The sequence below is a fragment of the Pseudomonas sp. F3-2 genome (assembly GCF_038804275.1).
Taxonomy (GTDB): Bacteria; Pseudomonadota; Gammaproteobacteria; order Pseudomonadales; family Pseudomonadaceae; genus Aquipseudomonas.
This window is the reverse complement of sequence record NZ_CP152388.1, coordinates 3,141,667-3,161,180: the sequence shown is the minus strand read 5'-3', so window position 1 is coordinate 3,161,180 and position 19,514 is coordinate 3,141,667. Positions and strand designations below refer to the sequence as shown.

Below are 19,514 nucleotides of genomic sequence, written 5' to 3'. Positions count from 1 at the left end.
GAGTGGCTTTGATGAACACGCTGATCGAGGTCCGTGACCTCTCGAAGACCTTTACCCTGCATCAGCAGAACGGGGTGGTGCTCAATGTGCTGCGCGGCCTGAGTTTCTCGGTGCGTGGCGGTGAATGCCTGGTGTTGCACGGGCATTCCGGGGCAGGCAAGAGCACGCTGCTGCGTACGCTGTATGGCAACTATCTGCCAGCGGGCGGGAGCATTCGCGTGCAACACCAGGGCCAGTGGCTGGAGCTGGTCGGCGCCGTGCCGCGCGATGTGCTGGCCGTGCGTCAGCAGACACTTGGCTATGTCAGCCAGTTTTTGCGGGTGATTCCTCGGGTGGCGACGCTGGACGTGGTGATGGAGCCGGCGCTTGCCCGAGGCTGGCGCCGTGAGGAGGCCCAGGCCCGTGCCGAACATCTGTTGAGCCGCCTGAACATTCCCCAGCGCTTGTGGCAGCTGGCCCCGGGGACGTTTTCCGGCGGCGAGCAGCAACGCGTCAACATCGCCCGCGGCTTCATGGTGCCCTGGCCGGTGATGCTGCTGGACGAACCCACCGCATCGCTGGATGACGGCAACCGTCAGGTGGTGCTCGAACTGATCAATGAGGCCAAGAGCGCCGGCACTGCGGTGATCGGCATCTTCCACGACCGTCTGGCCCGCGAAGCGGTATCGGACCGCCATCTGGACATGACCCCGCAAGCACTGTCCGACAAGAGCCTGACGGCCAAGGAGTTGCAGCAATGCTGAACGAACAGATTCTGACCAATGCGCGCATCGTCACCGCCGATCAGGTGTTCACAGGCACCGTGGTATTGCGCGACGGCCTGATCGACGACGTCGACCGTAGCGTCAGTCACCTGCCACGGGCGCAGAACCTGGACGGCGACTACCTGCTGCCGGGACTGGTGGAACTGCACACCGACAATCTGGAAAAACACTTGAGCCCGCGTCCCGGCGTGGACTGGCCGTCGGCCTCGGCGGTCATGAGCCACGATGCGCAGATCATCGCCGCGGGCATCACGACGGTGTTCGACGCGTTGTCGATCGGGGATGTGAATCCCAAGGGCAAGCGCATGCAGCAATTGCCCGGTATGGTCGAGGCAATCGCCAGCGCCAACGCCGCCGACATGACCCGCGCCGAGCATCGCCTGCACCTGCGCTGCGAGGTCTGTCACCCGGACACGCTCAGCGTGTTCCGCGATCTGGTTGAGCAGCCGCTGGTGCAACTGGTGTCGACCATGGACCACTCGCCGGGTCAGCGTCAGTTTGCCCTTGAATCCAAATACCGCGAGTACTACATGGGTAAATATCACCTGAGCAGCGAGCAGATGGACGCGTTCATCGTCGAACAGGTCGCCAACTCGAAGATTTACAGCGACCGTTACCGCAAGGCGATCGTCGATATCTGCCTGGCCCGCGGTCTGTCGGTCGCCAGCCATGATGACGCCACGGTGGAGCACGTCGAGGAGTCCGCAGCTTACGGCATGACCATCGCTGAATTCCCGACGACACTGGAAGCGGCGCAAGCCTGCCGCCGACTGGACATGAGCGTACTGATGGGCGCGCCGAACATCGTTCGTGGCGGTTCGCACTCGGGCAACATCGCAGCGGCTACCCTTGCTAAAGAAGGGCTACTGGATATTCTGTCCAGCGATTACTATCCGGCCAGCCTGCTGCAGGCGGCGTTCGCCCTGGGCGATCAGTTGGAACAGGCGGCGCAGCTGGATGGCGGCGGCGCGCTTTCAAGCGCCGGTCTGGCGCGTGCGGTGACCACGGTCAGCCTGGCGCCTGCGCGTTCAGCGGGGCTGCATGACCGGGGTGAAATCCGCAGCGGCTTGCGCGGCGACCTGATCCACGCCCGTGCAGTGGGCACATTACCGGTCATTCAGCAGGTCTGGCGGCAAGCGAAGAGGGTGTTTTGATGGCAGGCAGGTTGATCTATCTCATCGGACCGTCCGGTTCGGGCAAGGACAGCCTGCTCGATGCCGCGCGCGAACCCATGGCCGCCCGCGGCTGCCGGATCGTGCGCCGCGTCATCACCCGGTCCGCGGAAGCCAGGGGCGAGGCCGCCCAGGCGGTCAGCGTCGAGCAATTCAGCGAGATGCAGGCTCAGGGTGCATTTGCCCTGAGCTGGTTTGCCAACGGCCTGCATTACGGCATCGGCAAAGAGATCGATCAATGGCTGGGCGACGGGCATGACGTGCTGGTCAATGGCTCGCGCGGGCATCTGTCCCAGGCCCGCGAGCGTTATCCCGACATGCTGGTGGTCTTGCTCAGCGTCGATCAGGTGGTCCTGCGTCATCGCTTGCTGGAGCGCGGCCGTGAATCGCCGCAGGAGATCGAAGCGCGGCTGGCCCGTAATGCGCAGTTTGCCGATGACCTGATCGAGCACAATCCTTCATTGATGCTGCTGGACAATTCCGGCGCGCTCGATCAGACAGTCGCGCGGTTGCTGCAGCGCATCGACCGGGAGCACGCATGCGCCTGACCTTGCTGGGAACGGGGGATGCGCGGCAAGTGCCGGTCTACGGTTGCAAGTGTCGGGCGTGCGAGGCAGCGCATGCGGACTCGCAGTTGCGCCGACGGCCCTGCTGCGCGCTGGTCGAGTTGGAGGGGCAACGCTGGTTGATCGACAGCGGCCTCACGGACCTGACCGAACGCTTTGCGCCGCGCACGCTGAGCGGCATCTTTCAGACCCATTACCACGCTGACCATGCGCAGGGTCTGCTGCACCTGCGCTGGGGGCAGGGGCTGGTGATCCCGGTGCATGGGCCGGCGGATCCGGAAGGGCTGGCGGACCTGTACAAACACCCGGGAATACTGGATTTCAGTCAGCCGTTCATGCCGTTCGAAAGCCGTGCATTCGCTGAGCTGCAGGTGACGGCGTTGCCGTTGGTGCATTCCAGGCCGACGCTGGGTTACCTGCTCGAAGGCGGCGGGCGTCGTGTCGCCTACCTGACCGACACCGTCGGCTTGCCGGAGGAGACGGCGGCATTTCTGCGGCGCCAGTCCCTCGATCTGCTGATCCTCGACTGCTCGATGCCGCCCCAGGCGCAAGCCCCCCGCAATCACAACGACCTGACCCTGGCCCTGCAGATCATCGACAACCTGCAGCCAAGGCGCGGCGTGCTGACCCACATCGGCCACACCCTGGATGCCTGGCTGATCGAGCAAGCTCCGGCACTGCCGGACAACGTGCTCATCGCGCGGGATGGGATGCAACTCTAGCGGCGGCGCGATTACGTCGGCGGCGCATTTTGGCCGCGCTCACGCGGATATTTCCGGTGGAAGTGTTTAACGCCCCCGTTGATTGCCGACGCAACATCCGACGCCTTCCCGGCTAAAGCCGGTCCTACGAAAGGCCAGCAGCGTCTGTAGGACCGGCTTCAGCCGGGAAGAGGCCAGTGCAGGCTGTGGATCGGTTGTAAACAAGCACATTTCTTCAATGCATCGTCACAATCCCGGTCTACGCTGTACGTTCCCTGCATATTTCCCGGAGATTGCGCTTCATGTCTATTCTGACGCTGAAAGACGGCACCGAGTTTTTCTACAAGGACTGGGGCACTGGCCAGCCTATCGTGTTCTCCCACGGCTGGCCGCTGGACGGCGATGCATGGGATGCACAGATGCTGTTCCTTGGCCAGAAAGGGTATCGCGTCATTGCCCATGACCGCCGTGGTCACGGCCGCTCTGGCCAGACCTGGGATGGCAACGACATGGACACCTACGCCGATGACCTGGCGCAGTTGTTCGAAGCGCTGGACCTCAAAGACGCGATCATGATCGGGCATTCCACCGGTGGCGGCGAAGTGGCCCGTTACATCGGTCGCCACGGTTCCTCGCGTGTGGCCAAGGCCGTGTTGATCGGCGCCGTTCCGCCGATCATGCTGAAAACCGCCGCCAACCCTGAGGGCCTGCCCATGGAGGTGTTTGACGGGATTCGTGCAGGCTTCACCGCCGACCGCTCACAGTTTTTCAAAGACCTGGCCGTGCCGTTCTTCGGTTTCAACCGCGACGGTGCCAAGGTTTCTCAAGGCGCCATCGACTCGTTCTGGGCGCTCGGCATGCTCGGCAGCGTCAAGGGCGAGTTCGATTGCATCAAGGCGTTCTCGGAAACCGACTTCACCGAAGACCTGAAAAAGGTCGATGTGCCGACGCTGATTCTGCACGGCGACGACGACCAGATCGTGCCGATCGTTGCGTCGGGCTACAAGAGCCACGAACTGGTGAAGGGCTCGACCCTGCACGTGGTCAAAGGCGGCTCCCACGGCATGTGCAACGTCCAGCCTGAAGAAATCAATGAAATCCTGCTTGGCTTCATCAAGGGCTGAGCGGATACCGATCACTGCCGCGAAGGCGCCATGGAAGGGCCTTGCGGGAGTGAGTTTCTGAAAGTTTACCGTCACCGTTGCGGCAGCTCTGCGGGCCTCTTCGCGAGCAAGCTCGCTCCCACCGGTTCGGTGCCTGGCGCGAGACCAGTCAGCCCCGCATTACCCTTGTAGGAGCGCGCTTGCCCGCGAATTGGCCGGTGTGTCCGCCGGAGATGCTTCGGCTGGAAATCAGCCTTCGCGAGTAAGCTCGCTTCTACCGGTTCGGTGCCTGGCGCGAGACCAGTCAACCCGCATTACCCATATAGGAGCGCGCTTGCCCGCGAATTGGCAGGTGTGTCCGGTGGAAATGCAGCGGCTGGAAGTCAGCCTTCGGGGCAAGCTGGACCCACAGGTTTTTTGTGGCCTGATGCGAGACCAGTCAGCCCCGGATTACCCTCGTAGGAGCGCGCTTGCCCGCGAATTGGCAGGTGTGTCCGGTGGAATGCAGCGGCTGGAAATCAGCCTTCGCGAGCAAGCGCGCTCCTGCGGAAGTTGAGTGTGGCCGGAGAGTCCGGGAATACCCGGAGATCTCTGTGGGAGTGAGCTTGCTCACGAAGGCGCAGGTTCTGTCGCCATCATTGTTGTGGCTGTCCACCGCTGTCTGTTCCGCGACTCATTGTTTCGTCACGTCCCGTTTCGCCTGAGGCCAACCGCCGCCAAGCGCGCGGAAAGTCGACACGGCCGCGCGCGCGTCGTTGGCGCGTAATTGCGCCAGTTGATCGCGAGAGGTCAGCAACTGGCGGTCCTCATCCAGCACTTCGACCAGGCTGATCGCGCCACCGGTGTAGGCGTCCTGCGCGGCATCGCGTGCGGTCTGGTGCGCAGCGACTTCCTGATCCACCTCGACCCGTTGCCGTTCCAGCTCGACCAGCGTGACGATGGCGTTTTCCACGTCTTCGGTGGCTTTGAGCATTGCCTGGCGGTATTCAGCGAGGGCCTGAGCATTGGCGCCTTTGGCTTGCGCGACTTGCGCATCCACGCGGCCAAAGTCGAACAAGCGCCAATGCAGGCCGAGGATCGCCTGCGGCTGAAAGGCCGACGAGGTGAACAATTCACCGCTGTGGACCGTGTCGAAGCCCAGCAGACCGGACAACGAAACCTTCGGGTAATACTCGGACATTGCCGCACCGATGCGCGCGTTCGACGCTGCCAGTCGGCGCTCGGCCGCGATCACGTCGGGCCTGCGCCGCAGCAGCTCCGCCGGTCCCTGACTGTCGATGATGGTCGGCACGCTGTAAGGCTGGGCGCTGTTGCTGAGTGCGCGCGACCAAGTACCGGGCTGCGCGCCCATCAGGACGTCGAGCCGGTTGAGCTGGGTGGCGAGCTCGGTGCGCAGGGGCGGGAGCGTCGCGCGCGCTTGCGACACCAGCGCCTGAGCCTGCGCTTGCTCGCGATGGGTCGCGAGGCCACTGCCCATGCGGTCGTTGATCAGGTTCAGCAGGTTGTCCTGCGTGTTGATCTGATCCTGTGCAACCGCCAGGCGCTGTTGCGCGCCTCGAATGCGGAAATAGGCGTCCGCCGCTTCGGCGGCGACCGAAATGCGCACGCCTGCATGACTGGCCTCGGCCGCCTGGGCCTCGTCGATCGCTGACTCTTCGCCACGCTTCAGGCCGCCGGCCAGATCCGCTTCCCAGCTGGCGCCGACGCCGAGGGTTTCCAGCGTCTGATTGCGATCGTAACCGGGAAATGCGCTGCCCACCTCACCTTGAGGGCTCTCGATAGACTGACGCTGACGCACCACCCGCGCATCCAGCGCGCCTTGGGGCAGGCGAATGGCGCCGGCCTGTTGCGCGACCGCCCGCGCCTGTTCGACCCGCGCAAACGAGGCGGCCAGATCGAGGTTCTGATCCAGTGCACGCTGAACGATCCGGTTCAATTCAGGGTCATTGAACCCGGTCCACCAGCTGTCCAGTGCGGGGGCCGGCGTCTCGCCAACCCGTTGCTGTAGCAGTGATTGATTCTGGTACGTGGCGGTCAGGCTGTCTGGCGGGCGCTGGTAGTCCGGGCCCACTGTGCAGCCGACCAGGGCAGTGAACAGCGCGCCGAAGGCGAAGACGCCACTGCGGGTAAAGCGAGAGGCCGGAGCGGTCATGGGGCTGTCCTCCAGACAGAGTGCGCAAATGAGTGGGTGGTCATGGTGAGGGCGGTCTCGTCGGTCAGTGCGCATCGGCTGACGGGGCTTTCGGTGGCACGACCTTGTGCATCAACGGCACCATGGCAACCGCGACGATGAAGCAGACCATGATCGCCAGGAACGCATCCGCATAGGTCTGCGTCTGCGCTTCACGGTATGTCAGCAACCAGAGCTGGTGCAGTGCGGAATGGCTGGCATCGGCGGCGCTCTGTCCCAGATTGGCGAAGTTGCCGGTGACGGTGCTCAACCAGTTGTTCATCGCCTCATTGCGGGTATTGAGGTGCTCGGCCAGATGAGTGAAGTGCAGGTTGGTACGGTCGTTGAGGATCGTGGCGCAGGCCGCGATGCCGATGGCACCGCCCAGGTTGCGCATCAGATTGAACAAACCCGAGGCCTGTTTCAGGCGTGAGGGGTGCAGGCTGCCCAGGGTCAGCGTGACCGTTGGCGGCACCGCCATCTGCTGGGCAAAGCCGCGAATGGCTTGCGGCAGCAACAGTTCATGGCCGCCCCAGTCATGGGTGATCGGCGAGAAGTCCCACATCGACAACGCAAACAGTGACAGCCCGAACATCATGATCCAGCGCAGATCGACGCGGTTGGCCAGAAACCCGTACACCGGAATGGCAGCGAGCTGAAACACGCCGGTCGAAAACACCGCTTCACCGATTTCCAGCGCGCTGTATCCGCGAACCCGGCCCAGAAACAGTGGCGTCAGATAAATCGTCGCGAACAGACCGATCCCGGTGACGAACGAGAAGAAACAGCCCAGCGCAAAGTTGCGGTCGCTCAAGGCGCGCAGGTCCACCACCGGATTTTTCACCAACAGGGTGCGGCTGATGAACGCCAGTGCGGCGACGCCGGACACCCACGCGGTGGTGAGGATGGTCTGGTCGCTGAACCAGTTCCAGCGCGGTCCCTCTTCGAGGGTGTACTCCAGGCAACCGAGGAACAGCGCGAGAAACACCATGCTGATGTAATCGGCGCCCCGCAGCAGCTTGAGGTCCATCGAATCGATGTTGACCAGCATCGGCACCGCGAACGCGACGAAGATACCCGGCACCAGGTTGATGTAGAACAGCCAGTGCCACGACGACACGTCGGTGATCCAGCCGCCGATCACCGGCCCCAGCGTCGGGGCGAGGGAAGCGATGGCGCCGATGGTCGAAGCCGCGATCACCCGCTGTTTGCCGGTGAAGAACATGAAGGCCGAGGTGAACACCATGGGGATCATCGAGCCCCCGAGAAACCCCTGCAACGCGCGGAAGGCGATCATGCTCTGGATGTTCCAGGCCAGACCGCACAACAGGCTGGCGAGGGTGAATCCCACGGCGGACGCGCAGAATAACCAGCGTGTGGAGAACACCCGGGCAAGCCAGCCGGAGAGTGGGATCACGACGATTTCGGCGATCAGGTAACTGGTCTGCACCCAGGCCGTTTCATCGGAGCCCGCCGAGAGGCCGCCGCCGATGTCACGCAGCGAGGCCGACACGATCTGGATGTCCAGCAGTGCGATGAACATGCCCAGGCACATGCTCGCGAACGCCAACACTTTCGCCATCGTCGGCATCGAGGCCGCGTCGACTGGGCCGTTGCGTCGCGCTGCCGCAGCGCCGGGATTGGCGGGAGTGGCACTCATGGCGCGGTTTTCCCGTCGGCCGCGCTGGCGACGTTGCCGGCTTGCGCGCCGTCATTGCGCGCTGCGGCCTTGGTATCGACCTGGGCAATCACCGAGAGCCCCGGACGCAATTTGCCGAGGTTGCCGTCGTCGCCGTCCAGGTACACCCGCACCGGCACCCGCTGGACGATCTTGGTGAAGTTGCCGGTGGCGTTTTCCGGCGGCAGGACACTGAACTGCGAGCCGGTCGCGGGCGCCAGACTGTCCAGATGACCGTGGAAAACCTGGCCCGGCAATACGTCGGCTTCGATGGTGACGGCCTGGCCGACTTGCATGTGCGTCAGTTGGTCTTCCTTGAAGTTGGCGTCGACCCACAACCCTGTCGCGGGCACCACCGACAGCAGCTGTGAGCCGGCGCTCGCGTAGGCGCCCACGCGCGCCCGGCGATTGCCGATCACGCCGTCGACCGGTGTGCGAAGCTCGGTGTAGGCCACATTGAGACGAGCCAGGTCACGTTCGGCGCGGGCCTGGGCCAGGGCCGCGCGGGCTTGTTGTTTCTGCGTGGCGATGACGTCCAACTGGCGTTGCGAGGCGAGCATGGAAGCCTGCGCGCGGGCGCCGTTGGCCTGGGCGGTCTTATAGGTGGCGTCGGCACGCTGGAAGCTTTCGATCGACACGGCCGAGCGCCCCGACAGCACCTCATAACGCTTCTGGTCATCGCGAGAGCGCACCGTTTCGGCGTTCGCGGCGTCGATGCCGGCTTTGGCCTGGCTCACCACCGCATGCTGCAACTGCTCGGTGGCGTCCAGGTTGGCGAGCAACGCTTCCTGCGCAGCCACCGCGCCTTCGGCCTTGGCCAGCGCGGCCAGGTAATCGCGATCATCGATCTTCACCAGCAGATCGCCGGCGTGGACGAACTGGTTGTCCACCACCTTCAATGCGGTGATGTAACCCGGGACTTTGGGCCCGATCACCGTGACATCGCCGCCGACGTAGGCATCGTCGGTCGACTCGAGGAAACGCCCGACCGTCCACCAGTGCAGGCCGAAAATCACCGCACCGACGACGATGACGGCCACCAGCAGCAACAGCATCAAGCGTTTGCCCCGGGCGGGTTTCGACGGCGCAGCGGCGGCGGGCTCGGTGACGGTCTGGGGGTTGTTCATCGCGGATTACCTGTTGATCAGCAGAGGTTGGGAAGGGGGAAGGTGCTTGCGATAGGCATCGCGACGGGCGCGGCCTGTCTCCAGGCGCCACGCGGAAATACTGTCTTCGCCTTTGTAGCGCAGGCTGTGATCGCGCATGCTGATGCGCTTGCCGGTGTTGGCGTCGGCCAGCACCAGGTCGACGGGCTCGCCGGTGGTTTCGTCGATCAGCTCGATGTTCGAGCCATTGGCCGAGAAATGCTGGCTGCCCCATTTCATGAGCGTCAGGACCACAAGGCGAAAATCGCGTCCACGTTCGGTCAGCAGATAGTCATAACGGATCGGTTTGTCGCTGTAGGCGCAGCGCTCGACCAGCCCCGACGCCATCAGCCCCTGGAGGCGACGGGTGAGGGTATTGCTGGCGATGCCCAGACTTTTCTGGAATTCATCGAACCGGCTCAGGCCGTAAGACATGTCACGCAGGATCAGAATGTTCCACCAGTCACCCACGTGTTCCAGGCTGTGGGCGATCGGGCAGGGCATGTCGGCGAAACTTTTCTTCTTCATGACCAGACCTCCGAAACCGGTGACGGCTTCTAAATGATGGGTGTAATCTAACGATGTGGCTTTCATTGTGCAAGTCACTATTCAAATGAAAGTGATCGATGGTTTGATGTCGAGGAAACCGCTGCTTCCCTGGCGGGTCTTTGTTTCATCACCGCGTGCGTGGTTAGACTTGCCGCCAGGCGATCACCCAGCACGCATTCCTGAAACGCCCATCCATGAACAGCCACGAGGCGACGCACGCCTCATCGGGAGTTGAAATGTCCGGCCAGCCCTACGTTCCAGAAACCCTCACTCGCGCCGACGTGGATGCATTGGCGGGCGCCAGCGTCATCGAATTCGGCACCAACTGGTGCGGGCACTGTACCGCCGCACAACCGTTGATCGGTGAGGTGAGTGCGGACTATCCGCAGGTACGCCGGCTGAAAATCGAAGACGGCAGCGGTCGCCGTCTGGGCCGCTCGTTCCGCGTCAAACTCTGGCCAACGCTGGTGTTCATGCGCGATGGCCAGGAGGTCACGCGGCTGGTTCGGCCGACGCGAGCCAGCGACATCGAGGAAGCCTTTGAAGTCCTGACGCAACAAGGCTGAGGCCAGACAGTGGCTGAAGACCGGCAAAGGCCCTGCTTTTGCATGAAGGGTCGGTTTCCTGCCTGAGAATTGACGCGTATGACCGACACCCACATGCCGCCCGCTTTGCGTTTCATGCTCGCCGCCCGGCGCAGCGAGCTGGCGGGGCTGGAGGGCCTGGCGCAGACCTGCGAGCTGGTCACGCTGATCAGCCAATGGGTGCATGCCTTGCAGCGCGAGCGGGGGTATTCGAATGTCTATCTGGGCAGCAAGGACACTCGTCAATTGCCCCGGCTTGATGCATTGAGCGCGCAGGCCAGCGCCGTCGAGCAGCGTGTCGTCGCCTGTTTTGACGGCATCGATCTGGAGTCGGCGAGCGCTTCGGACCGTGCGCGGCTGTTCAACCGTCTGGCGTTCGTCATGCACGCGCTCGACGATCTGCCGGGCTTGCGCCGACGCATTCGCGATCAGCGCCTGACCCCGGTCGAGGCCACGGCGGCACTGACGCGCCTGATCGGCGGGCTGCTGGCAGTGGTGTTCGAGGCGGCCGACACGGCGATCGATCCTCCTGTCACCCGCGTGCTGGTGGCGCTGTTCAATTTCATGCAGGGCAAGGAGCTGGCGGGGCAGGAGCGCGCGATCGGGGTGAACGGCTTCGCGGCGGGCTTTTTCGACACGCTGGTGCGCGAGCGCATCGAACATCTGGTGCAGGGGCAGGAACGCTGCTTTCAGACGTTCGCCGAGTTTGCCGATGATGAAGCGCGGCGCCTGTGGCTGAACTTGCAGGCCAGCGACACCTCGGCGCAGGTGACCCGGCTCAGGGCCGTGGCGCTGAAGACGTCCGAAAGCGAGCGGGTCGATCCGACGCTGTCGCAGATATGGTTCGACCTGACCACCGCCCGCATCGATGCCATGCGCGAGGTGGAAACCCGTCTGGCCCAGGTGCTGTCGAGCACCTGTCAGGCGAGCATCCGCCAGGCGCGCGCCGATCTGGACAACCATCGCACGCTGCTCGACCGGCTGGTCAGCCTTGAGAGTGCCGCCTGCGCAGATCAGGCGCTGCTGTTCAACGTCCAGGCGCTGGACCTGAGCACGGTGCCGCGTGATGGCTTGGGTCATCACTTGGGGCGGTCGGTGCTGGAGATGCTGCATTCGCAGACTCGGCGCCTGCTGACGGCCAATGACGAGCGCGACGAGGCCCGCCAGGCGTTAAATGAACGCAAGCTGGTTGAACGGGCCAAGCGATTGTTGATGGACGAATACCAGCTCAGTGAACATGACGCCTATGAACGGCTGCGCGTGTTATCGATGGAGCGGGGTCAGCGAATGATCGATGTCGCCAGGGCCTTGCTGGAACTGGCGGCGGGGCGTACTCCCCGGCAGGACTGAGCCGCTGCCCCGCACATCGCAACAGCACTAGCGTGACTGGAGCAAGGACGTGTGGCGCGTGTCAGCCGCCGGTCATGTTCATGAAGCGCACGACCTGCACGTCATCGTTGAGCTCGAAGTTGTGGCGGTAGGGCTTGAGCTGCATGGCGTCGATGATCGCTTTTTCCAGCTTCTCCGGCTGGCCCGGGTTGGCGCGAAGAACGGCCTTGAGGTCCGCCGAATGTTCGTTGCCCAGGCACAACAGCAAGCGGCCTTCGACCGTCACGCGCACCCGGTTGCAGGTGGCGCAGAAGTTGTGGCTGTGGGGCGAGATGAAGCCGATGCGGATGTCCGGCGCTTCGGCCACGCGCCAGTATCGCGACGGGCCTTGGGTCGATTCGGTGGAGTGGATCAGCGTGTAGCGTTCAGCGATGCGCTCGCGCACCTGCTCGCTGGAGAAGAAGGATTCGGCCCGGCTGTGTTCGCTGATCACGCCCAGGGGCATCTCTTCGATGAAGGTGATGTCCAGGCCCCGATCGATGGCGAACGCCACCAGATCATTGATTTCGTGATCGTTGCGGCCCTGCATCACCACACAATTGAGCTTCGTGCGCTGGAAGCCCGCGGCGATGGCCGCGTCGATACCGGCAATCACTTTACTCAGCTCGCCGGTGCGGGTCAGTTCCTTGAACAGCGCAGGGTCCAGGCTGTCCAGGCTGATATTGAGGCGCGTCAGGCCGGCTTCGAAAAGCGGTACGGCGAGTTTGTCCAGCTGCGAGCCGTTGGTGGTCATGCACAGTTCGCGCAGGCCGGGCAGCGCGGCGATGTTCTTGCACAGGCCGACGATGCCTGCGCGGACCAGCGGCTCGCCGCCGGTAAGGCGAATTTTACGGGTGCCCAGCGCGACGAAACGCTCGGCCAGTTGATGGATCTCTTCAAGCGAGAGGATCTGCTGACGCGGCAGAAAGGTCATGTCTTCGGCCATGCAGTAGACGCAGCGAAAATCGCAGCGATCGGTCACCGACATGCGTACGTAATCGACTTTGCGTGAAAACCCGTCTAGCAGAATTCGATCTGACATTGCTTATCTCGACAGCGTGCTGCGTGGCAGAAGCAGGCCGCGCGTACCGGGTTCACGGTGCGCGCGACTGAAGCGTTAAATCTTGTGACCCGTGGGCTGCGCGATTGTCGCAACCGCATCGCCGGTCACCGGAGCTTGCGTGGCCCTCGAATATGACACGTAATACGCCAGACCGACAAAAATTGCACCTCCCACGGCATTGCCGAGGAACACTGCGACGAAGTTCTCGACGAATTGAGTCCAGCTCAGCGCATCGGCAAAAATCGCTGCCGGGATCACGAACATGTTCGCGACCACGTGCTGGAAGCCGATGGCCACGAACGCCATGATCGGGAACCACATGCCGAGGATCTTGCCGGTGACGTCTTTGCTCGCATAAGACAGCCAGACCGCCAGGCACACCAGCCAGTTGCAACCGATGCCGGAAATGAAGGCCTGACCGAAGTCGGCGCTCACCTTGGCGTTGGCGATGGCCAGGGTTTTGTTCAGGTACGCGCCTTCGGTCAGCCCCAGCACGTGGCCGAAGAAGTAGGCGATGAACAGGGCGCCCAGCAGGTTGGCGAACGTCACCAGCAGCCAGTTGCGAGCGACGGCGCCCGCCGAGATCCGCCGGGCGAACATGGCGGTGGGCAGGCTCATCATGTTGCCGGTCAGCAATTCACCGCCGGCCAGAATCACCAGGATCAGGCCGATCGGGAAGACTGCGGCGCCGAGCAGGTTGCCCAGCGAGGCCCAAGGGCCGGGGATCATGGTGCTGACGTGAATGTCCAGCAGAAAGCCCAGTGCGATGAAGGCCCCGGCAAGGAAGCCGAGCACCATGATCGACAGCGCGGGCAGACGGGACTTCTTGACGCCCGCTTCGACGGTCATCTCAGCGATCTGGTGTGGAGTGTTGATTGACATGATTCTGAACTCGCACGCAATGGCCTGCGCTACGGCAAGAATGCCGCGCGCCACGCAAAATGGGAGGTAGCTTTATTCGGGTGTTTTCAAGCGTCCGGTCATGATGCGCGATCGTGTGGGTGACACGGCGGCAGGTCCCTGTACAGGCAACGATGTGCGTCTGATTGCTCGCCGAACAGCGGCGAAAAAAATGACGCGATCAGTTAGTGAGCAAGCTACCGACCTGAGCGTAGAGCGTCCAATCGCTTGTTCCGATGAATTGATCGATACGCTCTATCGCGGGAGTTCTGGGCTCCCATTATCGGCTGGCGGGCACGAACCCGGCGCGGGAATCGCGACCGATGGCGCGCGTCAAAACGTCACGGCGACATTTCACGCCTCGGGGCCGAGGTCGTCGCTGCGGGTGCTCATGCTGCGTTCATAGCGTTCCAGCAGCGGCTGGATGCTGATGCCATGCAGCAGAATGCTCAGCGCAACCACCGACAGCGTCAGGCTGATGCTGGTCTGAATGATGTCTTCGGGCAGGCCGTGAGACAGCGCGTAGCACAGGTAATAAAGTGAGCCGATTCCGCGGATGCCGAACCAGCCGACCAAGGCCTTCTGCGAGCCTGTCAGCAGTTCACCCCGGATCAGCATCCACACGCTCAGCGGCCGAATCACGCAGAACAGCGCCAGGCCCAGGCCGACCGCGCGCCAGTCCCAGTACAGCGCGATGGCGGCGCCTAGCAGGGTGATGAGCAGCACTTCCATCGCACGCTCGACCAGGCTGCCGAAGGCCAGCATGTCACCCATCATCACGCCCGCGGCCAGTTGAGACTCGCTGATCTCCTCGTCCTGAGGCACGGTGGCCGCCTCCGGCGCACTGTCCATGTGCCCGAGCACCGGTTTGGCGACGTGCTCGGCCGGGACATCCGACTGCGTCGTACGCACCTCGGCATGACGCAAGCCCAAGCCTGCGGCGAACACCGAGAGAAAGCCGAACGCGCCCAGGCCCTGGGCGACCACGTAGGCCATGGCGATCAGCGCCAGGGCGAGGAAATCGTTGGGCGAACTGGTGCTGTCGGCATTCTTGATGCGCAGGTAAATCATCAGGTGCCCGACGCTGCGGCCAAGGCCGTAGCCAATCAGCAGCGCCACGGGCACGCCCCAGATGATGCTCTTGAGGAACCAGCCCTGAACCCAGTCGAAATTGCCATTGGCATGGCCGAAGAACAGCAGGGCGAAGATCACGAAAGGAAACGCGGTGCCGTCGTTCAGACCCGCTTCCCCGGACAGGCCGAAGCGGACCCGGTCGAAGTCCTGCGCGTTATTGACCTGCACAAGCCCCGCGAGCACGGGGTCGGTGGGCGACAGCATTGCGCCCAGCAACAGCGCCACCGCCCAAGGCAGCGCAAATAGATAATGCGCCGCCAGACAGACGCCGATGATGCTGGCGAGCATCACGGGTCCTGCGAGCAGGTAAGCGGTGTGCCACGCCTTGCGGTGCAGGGGCAGCCGCAGTTTGATGCCGGTGTTGAACAGGGAAAACAGGACCGCGACTTCGGTCAGGCGCTCCAGCCAGTGGCGTGCGTCGCGCACGTCCAGCTGCACCAGATCCAGCCCCCAGGGGCCGATCAGCGCGCCAAACGCCAGGCACACCGCCGAGGTCGTGACCGGCAGCCAACGCAGGTAAGAAGAGGTCAGTGCCAGCAGCATCAACAGAACGCCGAGCACAGTCATGCAAAGAATAAAGCTCATCCGGCCTCGTCAGCAGTCAGGGGGGGTTAAGGCTGTGACTGTGACGAGGTGGGATAGTTGGGCCGGATGTTGGATTGTTGCCGTGCCAGCGCCCGGCACCGAAATCACCGCTCGATCGTACGGCTCCAGCGAGCGTTCCATTCCGGACGGATCTGGTTGACCTTATCCCAGTCGATGGTCACGGCGGTTTCCAGGTACTTGTTCATGGCCTCCACCTGACCACGGGTTTTCTCCGTGGTCGGGGTTTTAGGATTGGACGGAATCTGGTCGCCCATCTCCAGTGCCGGCGCCTGCGCTTGCGGGGTCAGCAGAAATTCGGCGAGCTTTTGCGCCAGTTCCGGCTGATCGTTATTGGCAATGGTGCATTCGGCCACGTTGAGGACCACAGCACCTTCCTTGGGTGGCGCGTATTCGACCGGCACGCCCTTGAGTTTCAGCGCGGTGACCTGAGTGGGCGTCAGCGGGAACAGCGCGGCCTCGCCGGTCTGCACCATTTCCGAGATCTTCGCGGAACTGGCGATGTATTCCAGTACGTTCGGGCCAACGGTTTTCGGCCAGGCCTTGAAGCCCGGTTCGACATTGGTTTCATCGCCGCCCTGCAGACGGTTGAACATCAGGAAGCCGTGCAGGCCGAAGGTCGACGAGGCCAGCGACTGGAACACCAGCTTGTCCTTGTAGCGTTTGTCGGCCATGTCCGCCCAGGACGTCGGCGCGCTCCAGCCGTTTTCCTGGAACATCTTCGTGTTGTAAGCCAGGCCGGTCACGCCAAGGCTCACGGCCACTGCCTCATCCTTGATTTTGCCTTTTTCCGGAATGTCCGCCAGCGTCGCGCTGGGCTGCAACTTGCCGCACAGGCCCATGGAGATCGCGCGGTACATGATGCCGTCGTCGAGGAACATCACGTGCATCTGCGGATTGTCCTTGCTCGCCTGGACCTTGGCGAGAATGTCCGAGGACGTGCCCGGCACGATGACCACCTTGACGTTGTTGGCTTTCTCGAACGCAGGCAGTACCTGATCGGCATACAGGCGTTCCATGGTGCCGCCGTTCATGCCCAGATACAGCGTGGTTTCGGCCTGCGCCGGCATCGAAGCGAGCAGGGCGGCAAGCGGCAAGCAGGACAGGCCGGTCAGGGCCAGACGTTTCACGTTGTTCATGCTGTTCATGGCTGCGATTTTCCTCTGAGCAAAGGGATGACGTTATCCGCACGGGGCGGCACGGCGGTGGCAGGTTTGACGGGTTGAAAACGGGAGATCGAAAAAGCGTCCAGGGCGATCCGCGGCGCCCCTTCGCAGACAATCTGCGCCAGCGCTTCGCCAGCGGCAGGACCGATCTGAAAGCCCGACCCGGCAAAACCGAAGCCGTGCAGCAGACCCGGTTGCGTGGAACTGGCACCGAGCACCGGCTCTCGGTCCGGCAGATAGCCTTCGGTGCCGCTCCAGGTGCGAATCGCCTGAGCGCCGGCCAGCGGCGGATACAGTTCGGCGGCGTTGCGCAGGATGTCGAGAATCGCCGCCTGTCCCGGCCGCGCCCTCGTCGGGTCCAGCGCGAAGCCCTGGCCACCGCCCAGCACGCAGTTACCCCGCGCGACCTGACGCGCATAAATGCCGCCGCCTTCGACCCCGGTGCTGACGTCCATGAACATCGGCAGGGGTTCAGTGACCAGCATGGCCGGGTGACCCGACTGCATCGGCACCGGCTCGTCGAATTGGCTGGCCAGGTGCGCCGCCCACGCGCCGGCGCAGTTGAGCAGCCACGGAGCGCGAAAGCCGCGCCCGTCAGCGGTGCGTACGGCGAAGGCCTGGCCGTCATGGCTGACTTGGGTGACGGCCGCCTGCTCGAACCCGTGCGCCCCGGCGCGCCTGGCGGCGACAGCAAACGCGGGCGACACCAGACGCGGGTTGGCGTGGCCGTCATCGGCACACAGCGAGGCGCCGACCGCGACGTCGCCCGCCCAGGGAAAGCGCAGGCGCAGTTGAGCATGGTCAAGCAATTGCAGATTCAGGCCGAAGCCGCGGGAAGCCTGCTCGTAGGCCACCAGCGCGGCCATGTCGTGGTCGCTGCGAGCCAGCTTGAGATGGCCCGAGCGCAGGTATTCGCCGTCGATGCCGATCAGGTTGTGCAGGTCGCCCCACAGGCTGTGGGCACGTTGGGAAAGCGGCAGCTGCGACAATGGACGTCCCTGACGGCGCACGCCGCCGTAGTTGACCCCACTCGAGTGCGAACCGAAGAAATCCCGTTCCAGCAGTGCCACGCGCTTGCCGGCTCTGGCCAGGAACAGCGCGGCCGAAGAGCCGACAATGCCTCCGCCGATGATCAGCGCGTCGACTTCAAGCGGCTGGCTCATCGTTCTGTCTCCACGCCGAAGGGCAGCGGTTTGATCGGCGCCTGCCCGCGCAGGCGGCCAACACCGGCGATGTCGCGCCCGGAAGACTGCGCGACGATTTCGGCAGCGGCCAGGCCGCACATCCGGCCCTGACAGCGACCCATGCCGACCCGGCACATCGCCTTGACCCGGTTGATTTCCCAGTGACCCTGGGCAACGGTCTGGCGAATGTCGCCGGCAGTGATTTCCTCGCAGCGGCAGATCATCACCTCATCCGGCGCCTTGGCGGCCCAGTCTTCGGGGAACGGAAAGGCGGTCTCCAGGCCTCGACGAAAACGCTGAATCGCTTCCAGTCGCTGTTGCAACGCCAGGCTGCGTGTTCGGTCGACGGTGTAACCGATGTCGCCGAGCAGGGTCAGCGCCGCCAGCTCCCCGGCCATTTCGGCGGCGTCCGCGCCCATGATTCCGGCGCCGTCGCCAGCCAGATAAACCCCGTCGACACTGCTGCGGCCTGCCGCATCGCGGGTCGGCAGCCATGCGCGGTTCAGCGGGCTCCAGGCAAAATCGCAGCCGAGCAGATCAGCCAGCTGGGTTTCGCTGCGCAGCGCATGCGCGAACGCGATGGCATCGCACGGCAGCACCTGTTCCTGCCCATCGGCCGCATAAACGGCCGCGCTAACGCGACGCTCGCCCTCGATCCGGCGCAGTGCGACGCCTTGATGCACCGCCACCCCGTGGGCGGTCAGCCAGGCTCGGTAGTACAAACCCTTGGCGAGCGTGGCCGGTTGGCCGAGCAGCGCGGGCAGGGCGCGTGCCTGGGCGGACAACGGCGAGCTGTCGAGCACCGCGACGACCTGCGCGCCGGCTTTTGCGTACTGGTAGGCCACCAGATACAGCAGTGGGCCGCTGCCGGCGAACACCACCCGCTCACCAATGGCGCAGCCCTGGAATTTCAGGGCGATCTGCGCCGCGCCAAGGCTGTAGACGCCCGGCAATGTCCAGCCCGGCACCGGCAGAATGCGGTCGGTGGCGCCAGTCGCGACGATCAGCTGCCGGTAGCGAACCTGCTCGGCTACGCCGTCGCACAGCGTGTCGAGGGTGTGTTGCTCGGTATTCCACACCAGCGTCTGCGGCCGGTAGTCGATGTCTTTCTGCAGCCGGTCCAGCGTCGCGTGCACGGCCTGGGCTTTTGACGCTTCGAAGCCATACAGGGCTTTCGCCGAGCGTTTGAAATTCTCCGGTTGACGACGGTAGATCTGCCCGCCGCCACGCAGGCTTTCGTCGATCAGGCTCGGTCGCAGGCCATAGGCGACCAGGGTCTGGGCGGCGCGAATGCCCGCCGGGCCGGCACCGACGATGACCACGTCCTGACCGCTCATGGGCGCCGTCCCGGTTCGCGACTGACACGCAAATCCGCTTCGAGCAGCGTCGAGCAGGCGCGCACGCGGCGCCCGTCGCCCAGTCGGACCCAGCAATCCTGGCACGCGCCCATCAGGCAAAAGCCGGCGCGCGGTTCGGCGCTGAAGTCGCTGCCGCGCAAGTAGTCATCCGCCGTCAGCACCGCGGTGAGCAGCGTATCGCCCCGCAAGCCGCTGGCCGCCTGACCATCGAGGGTGAAGGGCAACACGTCGCGGTCGTGTTCGGCCAATCGTTTCAGCAAAGCCATGGCGCTCTCTCTGTGCGGCAAAAGACGGGTAAGCGAATGT

18 protein-coding genes are annotated in these 19,514 nt (G+C 63.9%); 7 read left to right on the top strand and 11 right to left on the bottom strand.

All coding sequences use genetic code 11. The annotated features are described in order from the left end of the window. Positions 1 to 11: 11 nt before the first annotated feature. The 5 genes from phnL to AAGQ88_RS14425 all read left to right on the top strand — a co-directional run bounded on the left by phnL (position 12) and on the right by AAGQ88_RS14425 (position 4,327). Positions 12 to 743: a phosphonate C-P lyase system protein PhnL gene (gene phnL, locus AAGQ88_RS14445; RefSeq protein ID WP_342652711.1), complete on the top strand. Its 732-nt coding sequence runs from the start codon at positions 12 to 14 to the stop codon at positions 741 to 743. Then, positions 737 to 1,918 carry an alpha-D-ribose 1-methylphosphonate 5-triphosphate diphosphatase gene (locus tag AAGQ88_RS14440; protein WP_342652710.1) on the top strand — a complete coding sequence of 394 codons (1,182 nt, stop codon included), beginning with the start codon at positions 737 to 739 and terminating at the stop codon, positions 1,916 to 1,918. The genes phnL and AAGQ88_RS14440 overlap by 7 nt, the downstream gene beginning before the upstream one ends. Further along, positions 1,918 to 2,484: a phosphonate metabolism protein/1,5-bisphosphokinase (PRPP-forming) PhnN gene (gene phnN, locus AAGQ88_RS14435; RefSeq protein WP_342652709.1), complete on the top strand. Its 567-nt coding sequence runs from the start codon at positions 1,918 to 1,920 to the stop codon at positions 2,482 to 2,484. Before AAGQ88_RS14440 ends, phnN begins: the two co-directional genes overlap by 1 nt. Then, entirely contained in the window at positions 2,475 to 3,224 is a 750-nt protein-coding gene (phnP, locus tag AAGQ88_RS14430) for a phosphonate metabolism protein PhnP (RefSeq protein WP_342652708.1), read from the top strand. Before phnN ends, phnP begins: the two co-directional genes overlap by 10 nt. A gap of 281 nt (positions 3,225 to 3,505) precedes the next feature. Continuing rightward, positions 3,506 to 4,327 (top strand): alpha/beta hydrolase, encoded by an 822-nt coding sequence (locus tag AAGQ88_RS14425; protein ID WP_342652707.1) that lies wholly within the window; start codon positions 3,506 to 3,508, stop codon positions 4,325 to 4,327. Between the two features lie 652 nt (positions 4,328 to 4,979). On the opposite strand, the gene AAGQ88_RS14420 is transcribed toward AAGQ88_RS14425, so the two are convergent. The 4 genes from AAGQ88_RS14420 to AAGQ88_RS14405 all read right to left on the bottom strand — a co-directional run bounded on the left by AAGQ88_RS14420 (position 4,980) and on the right by AAGQ88_RS14405 (position 9,827). Further along, a complete protein-coding gene (locus tag AAGQ88_RS14420) occupies positions 4,980 to 6,458 on the bottom strand; it encodes an efflux transporter outer membrane subunit (RefSeq protein ID WP_342652706.1) in 1,479 nt (492 codons plus the stop codon). A 64-nt stretch (positions 6,459 to 6,522) separates the two neighbouring features. After that, entirely contained in the window at positions 6,523 to 8,067 is a 1,545-nt protein-coding gene (locus tag AAGQ88_RS14415) for a DHA2 family efflux MFS transporter permease subunit (protein WP_342655812.1), read from the bottom strand. Positions 8,068 to 8,132: 65 nt separating this feature from the next. Next, entirely contained in the window at positions 8,133 to 9,281 is a 1,149-nt protein-coding gene (locus tag AAGQ88_RS14410) for an HlyD family secretion protein (RefSeq protein WP_342652705.1), read from the bottom strand. Positions 9,282 to 9,287: 6 nt separating this feature from the next. Continuing rightward, positions 9,288 to 9,827 (bottom strand): helix-turn-helix domain-containing protein, encoded by a 540-nt coding sequence (locus AAGQ88_RS14405; protein ID WP_342652704.1) that lies wholly within the window; start codon positions 9,825 to 9,827, stop codon positions 9,288 to 9,290. A 257-nt stretch (positions 9,828 to 10,084) separates the two neighbouring features. On the opposite strand from AAGQ88_RS14405, the gene AAGQ88_RS14400 reads away from it, so the two are divergent. Beyond that, a complete protein-coding gene (locus AAGQ88_RS14400; protein ID WP_342652703.1) occupies positions 10,085 to 10,414 on the top strand; it encodes a thioredoxin family protein in 330 nt (109 codons plus the stop codon). Between the two features lie 78 nt (positions 10,415 to 10,492). After that, positions 10,493 to 11,782, top strand: coding sequence for a nitrate- and nitrite sensing domain-containing protein (locus AAGQ88_RS14395; RefSeq protein WP_342652702.1), 1,290 nt, complete (start codon positions 10,493 to 10,495; stop codon positions 11,780 to 11,782). Positions 11,783 to 11,843: 61 nt separating this feature from the next. Here AAGQ88_RS14395 and moaA read toward each other — a convergent pair whose 3' ends face one another. The 7 genes from moaA to AAGQ88_RS14360 all read right to left on the bottom strand — a co-directional run bounded on the left by moaA (position 11,844) and on the right by AAGQ88_RS14360 (position 19,474). Then, positions 11,844 to 12,842: a GTP 3',8-cyclase MoaA gene (gene moaA / locus AAGQ88_RS14390; protein ID WP_093458752.1), complete on the bottom strand. Its 999-nt coding sequence runs from the start codon at positions 12,840 to 12,842 to the stop codon at positions 11,844 to 11,846. 75 nt (positions 12,843 to 12,917) lie between these two features. Then, complete coding sequence (locus AAGQ88_RS14385; protein WP_342652701.1) at positions 12,918 to 13,745, bottom strand: formate/nitrite transporter family protein; 828 nt, start codon at positions 13,743 to 13,745, stop codon at positions 12,918 to 12,920. Positions 13,746 to 14,117: 372 nt separating this feature from the next. After that, positions 14,118 to 15,482, bottom strand: a complete 1,365-nt coding sequence (locus AAGQ88_RS14380) for a sodium:proton antiporter (protein ID WP_285423516.1) — start codon at positions 15,480 to 15,482, stop codon at positions 14,118 to 14,120. A 104-nt stretch (positions 15,483 to 15,586) separates the two neighbouring features. Further along, positions 15,587 to 16,639 (bottom strand): ABC transporter substrate-binding protein, encoded by a 1,053-nt coding sequence (locus tag AAGQ88_RS14375; RefSeq protein ID WP_342655811.1) that lies wholly within the window; start codon positions 16,637 to 16,639, stop codon positions 15,587 to 15,589. Positions 16,640 to 16,644: 5 nt separating this feature from the next. Further along, positions 16,645 to 17,829, bottom strand: coding sequence for an FAD-dependent oxidoreductase (locus AAGQ88_RS14370; protein WP_342652700.1), 1,185 nt, complete (start codon positions 17,827 to 17,829; stop codon positions 16,645 to 16,647). After that, a complete protein-coding gene (locus AAGQ88_RS14365; RefSeq protein ID WP_342652699.1) occupies positions 17,826 to 19,187 on the bottom strand; it encodes an FAD/NAD(P)-binding oxidoreductase in 1,362 nt (453 codons plus the stop codon). The genes AAGQ88_RS14370 and AAGQ88_RS14365 overlap by 4 nt, the downstream gene beginning before the upstream one ends. Continuing rightward, positions 19,184 to 19,474 carry a (2Fe-2S)-binding protein gene (locus AAGQ88_RS14360; RefSeq protein ID WP_093458747.1) on the bottom strand — a complete coding sequence of 97 codons (291 nt, stop codon included), beginning with the start codon at positions 19,472 to 19,474 and terminating at the stop codon, positions 19,184 to 19,186. The genes AAGQ88_RS14365 and AAGQ88_RS14360 overlap by 4 nt, the downstream gene beginning before the upstream one ends. Positions 19,475 to 19,514: the final 40 nt, after the last annotated feature.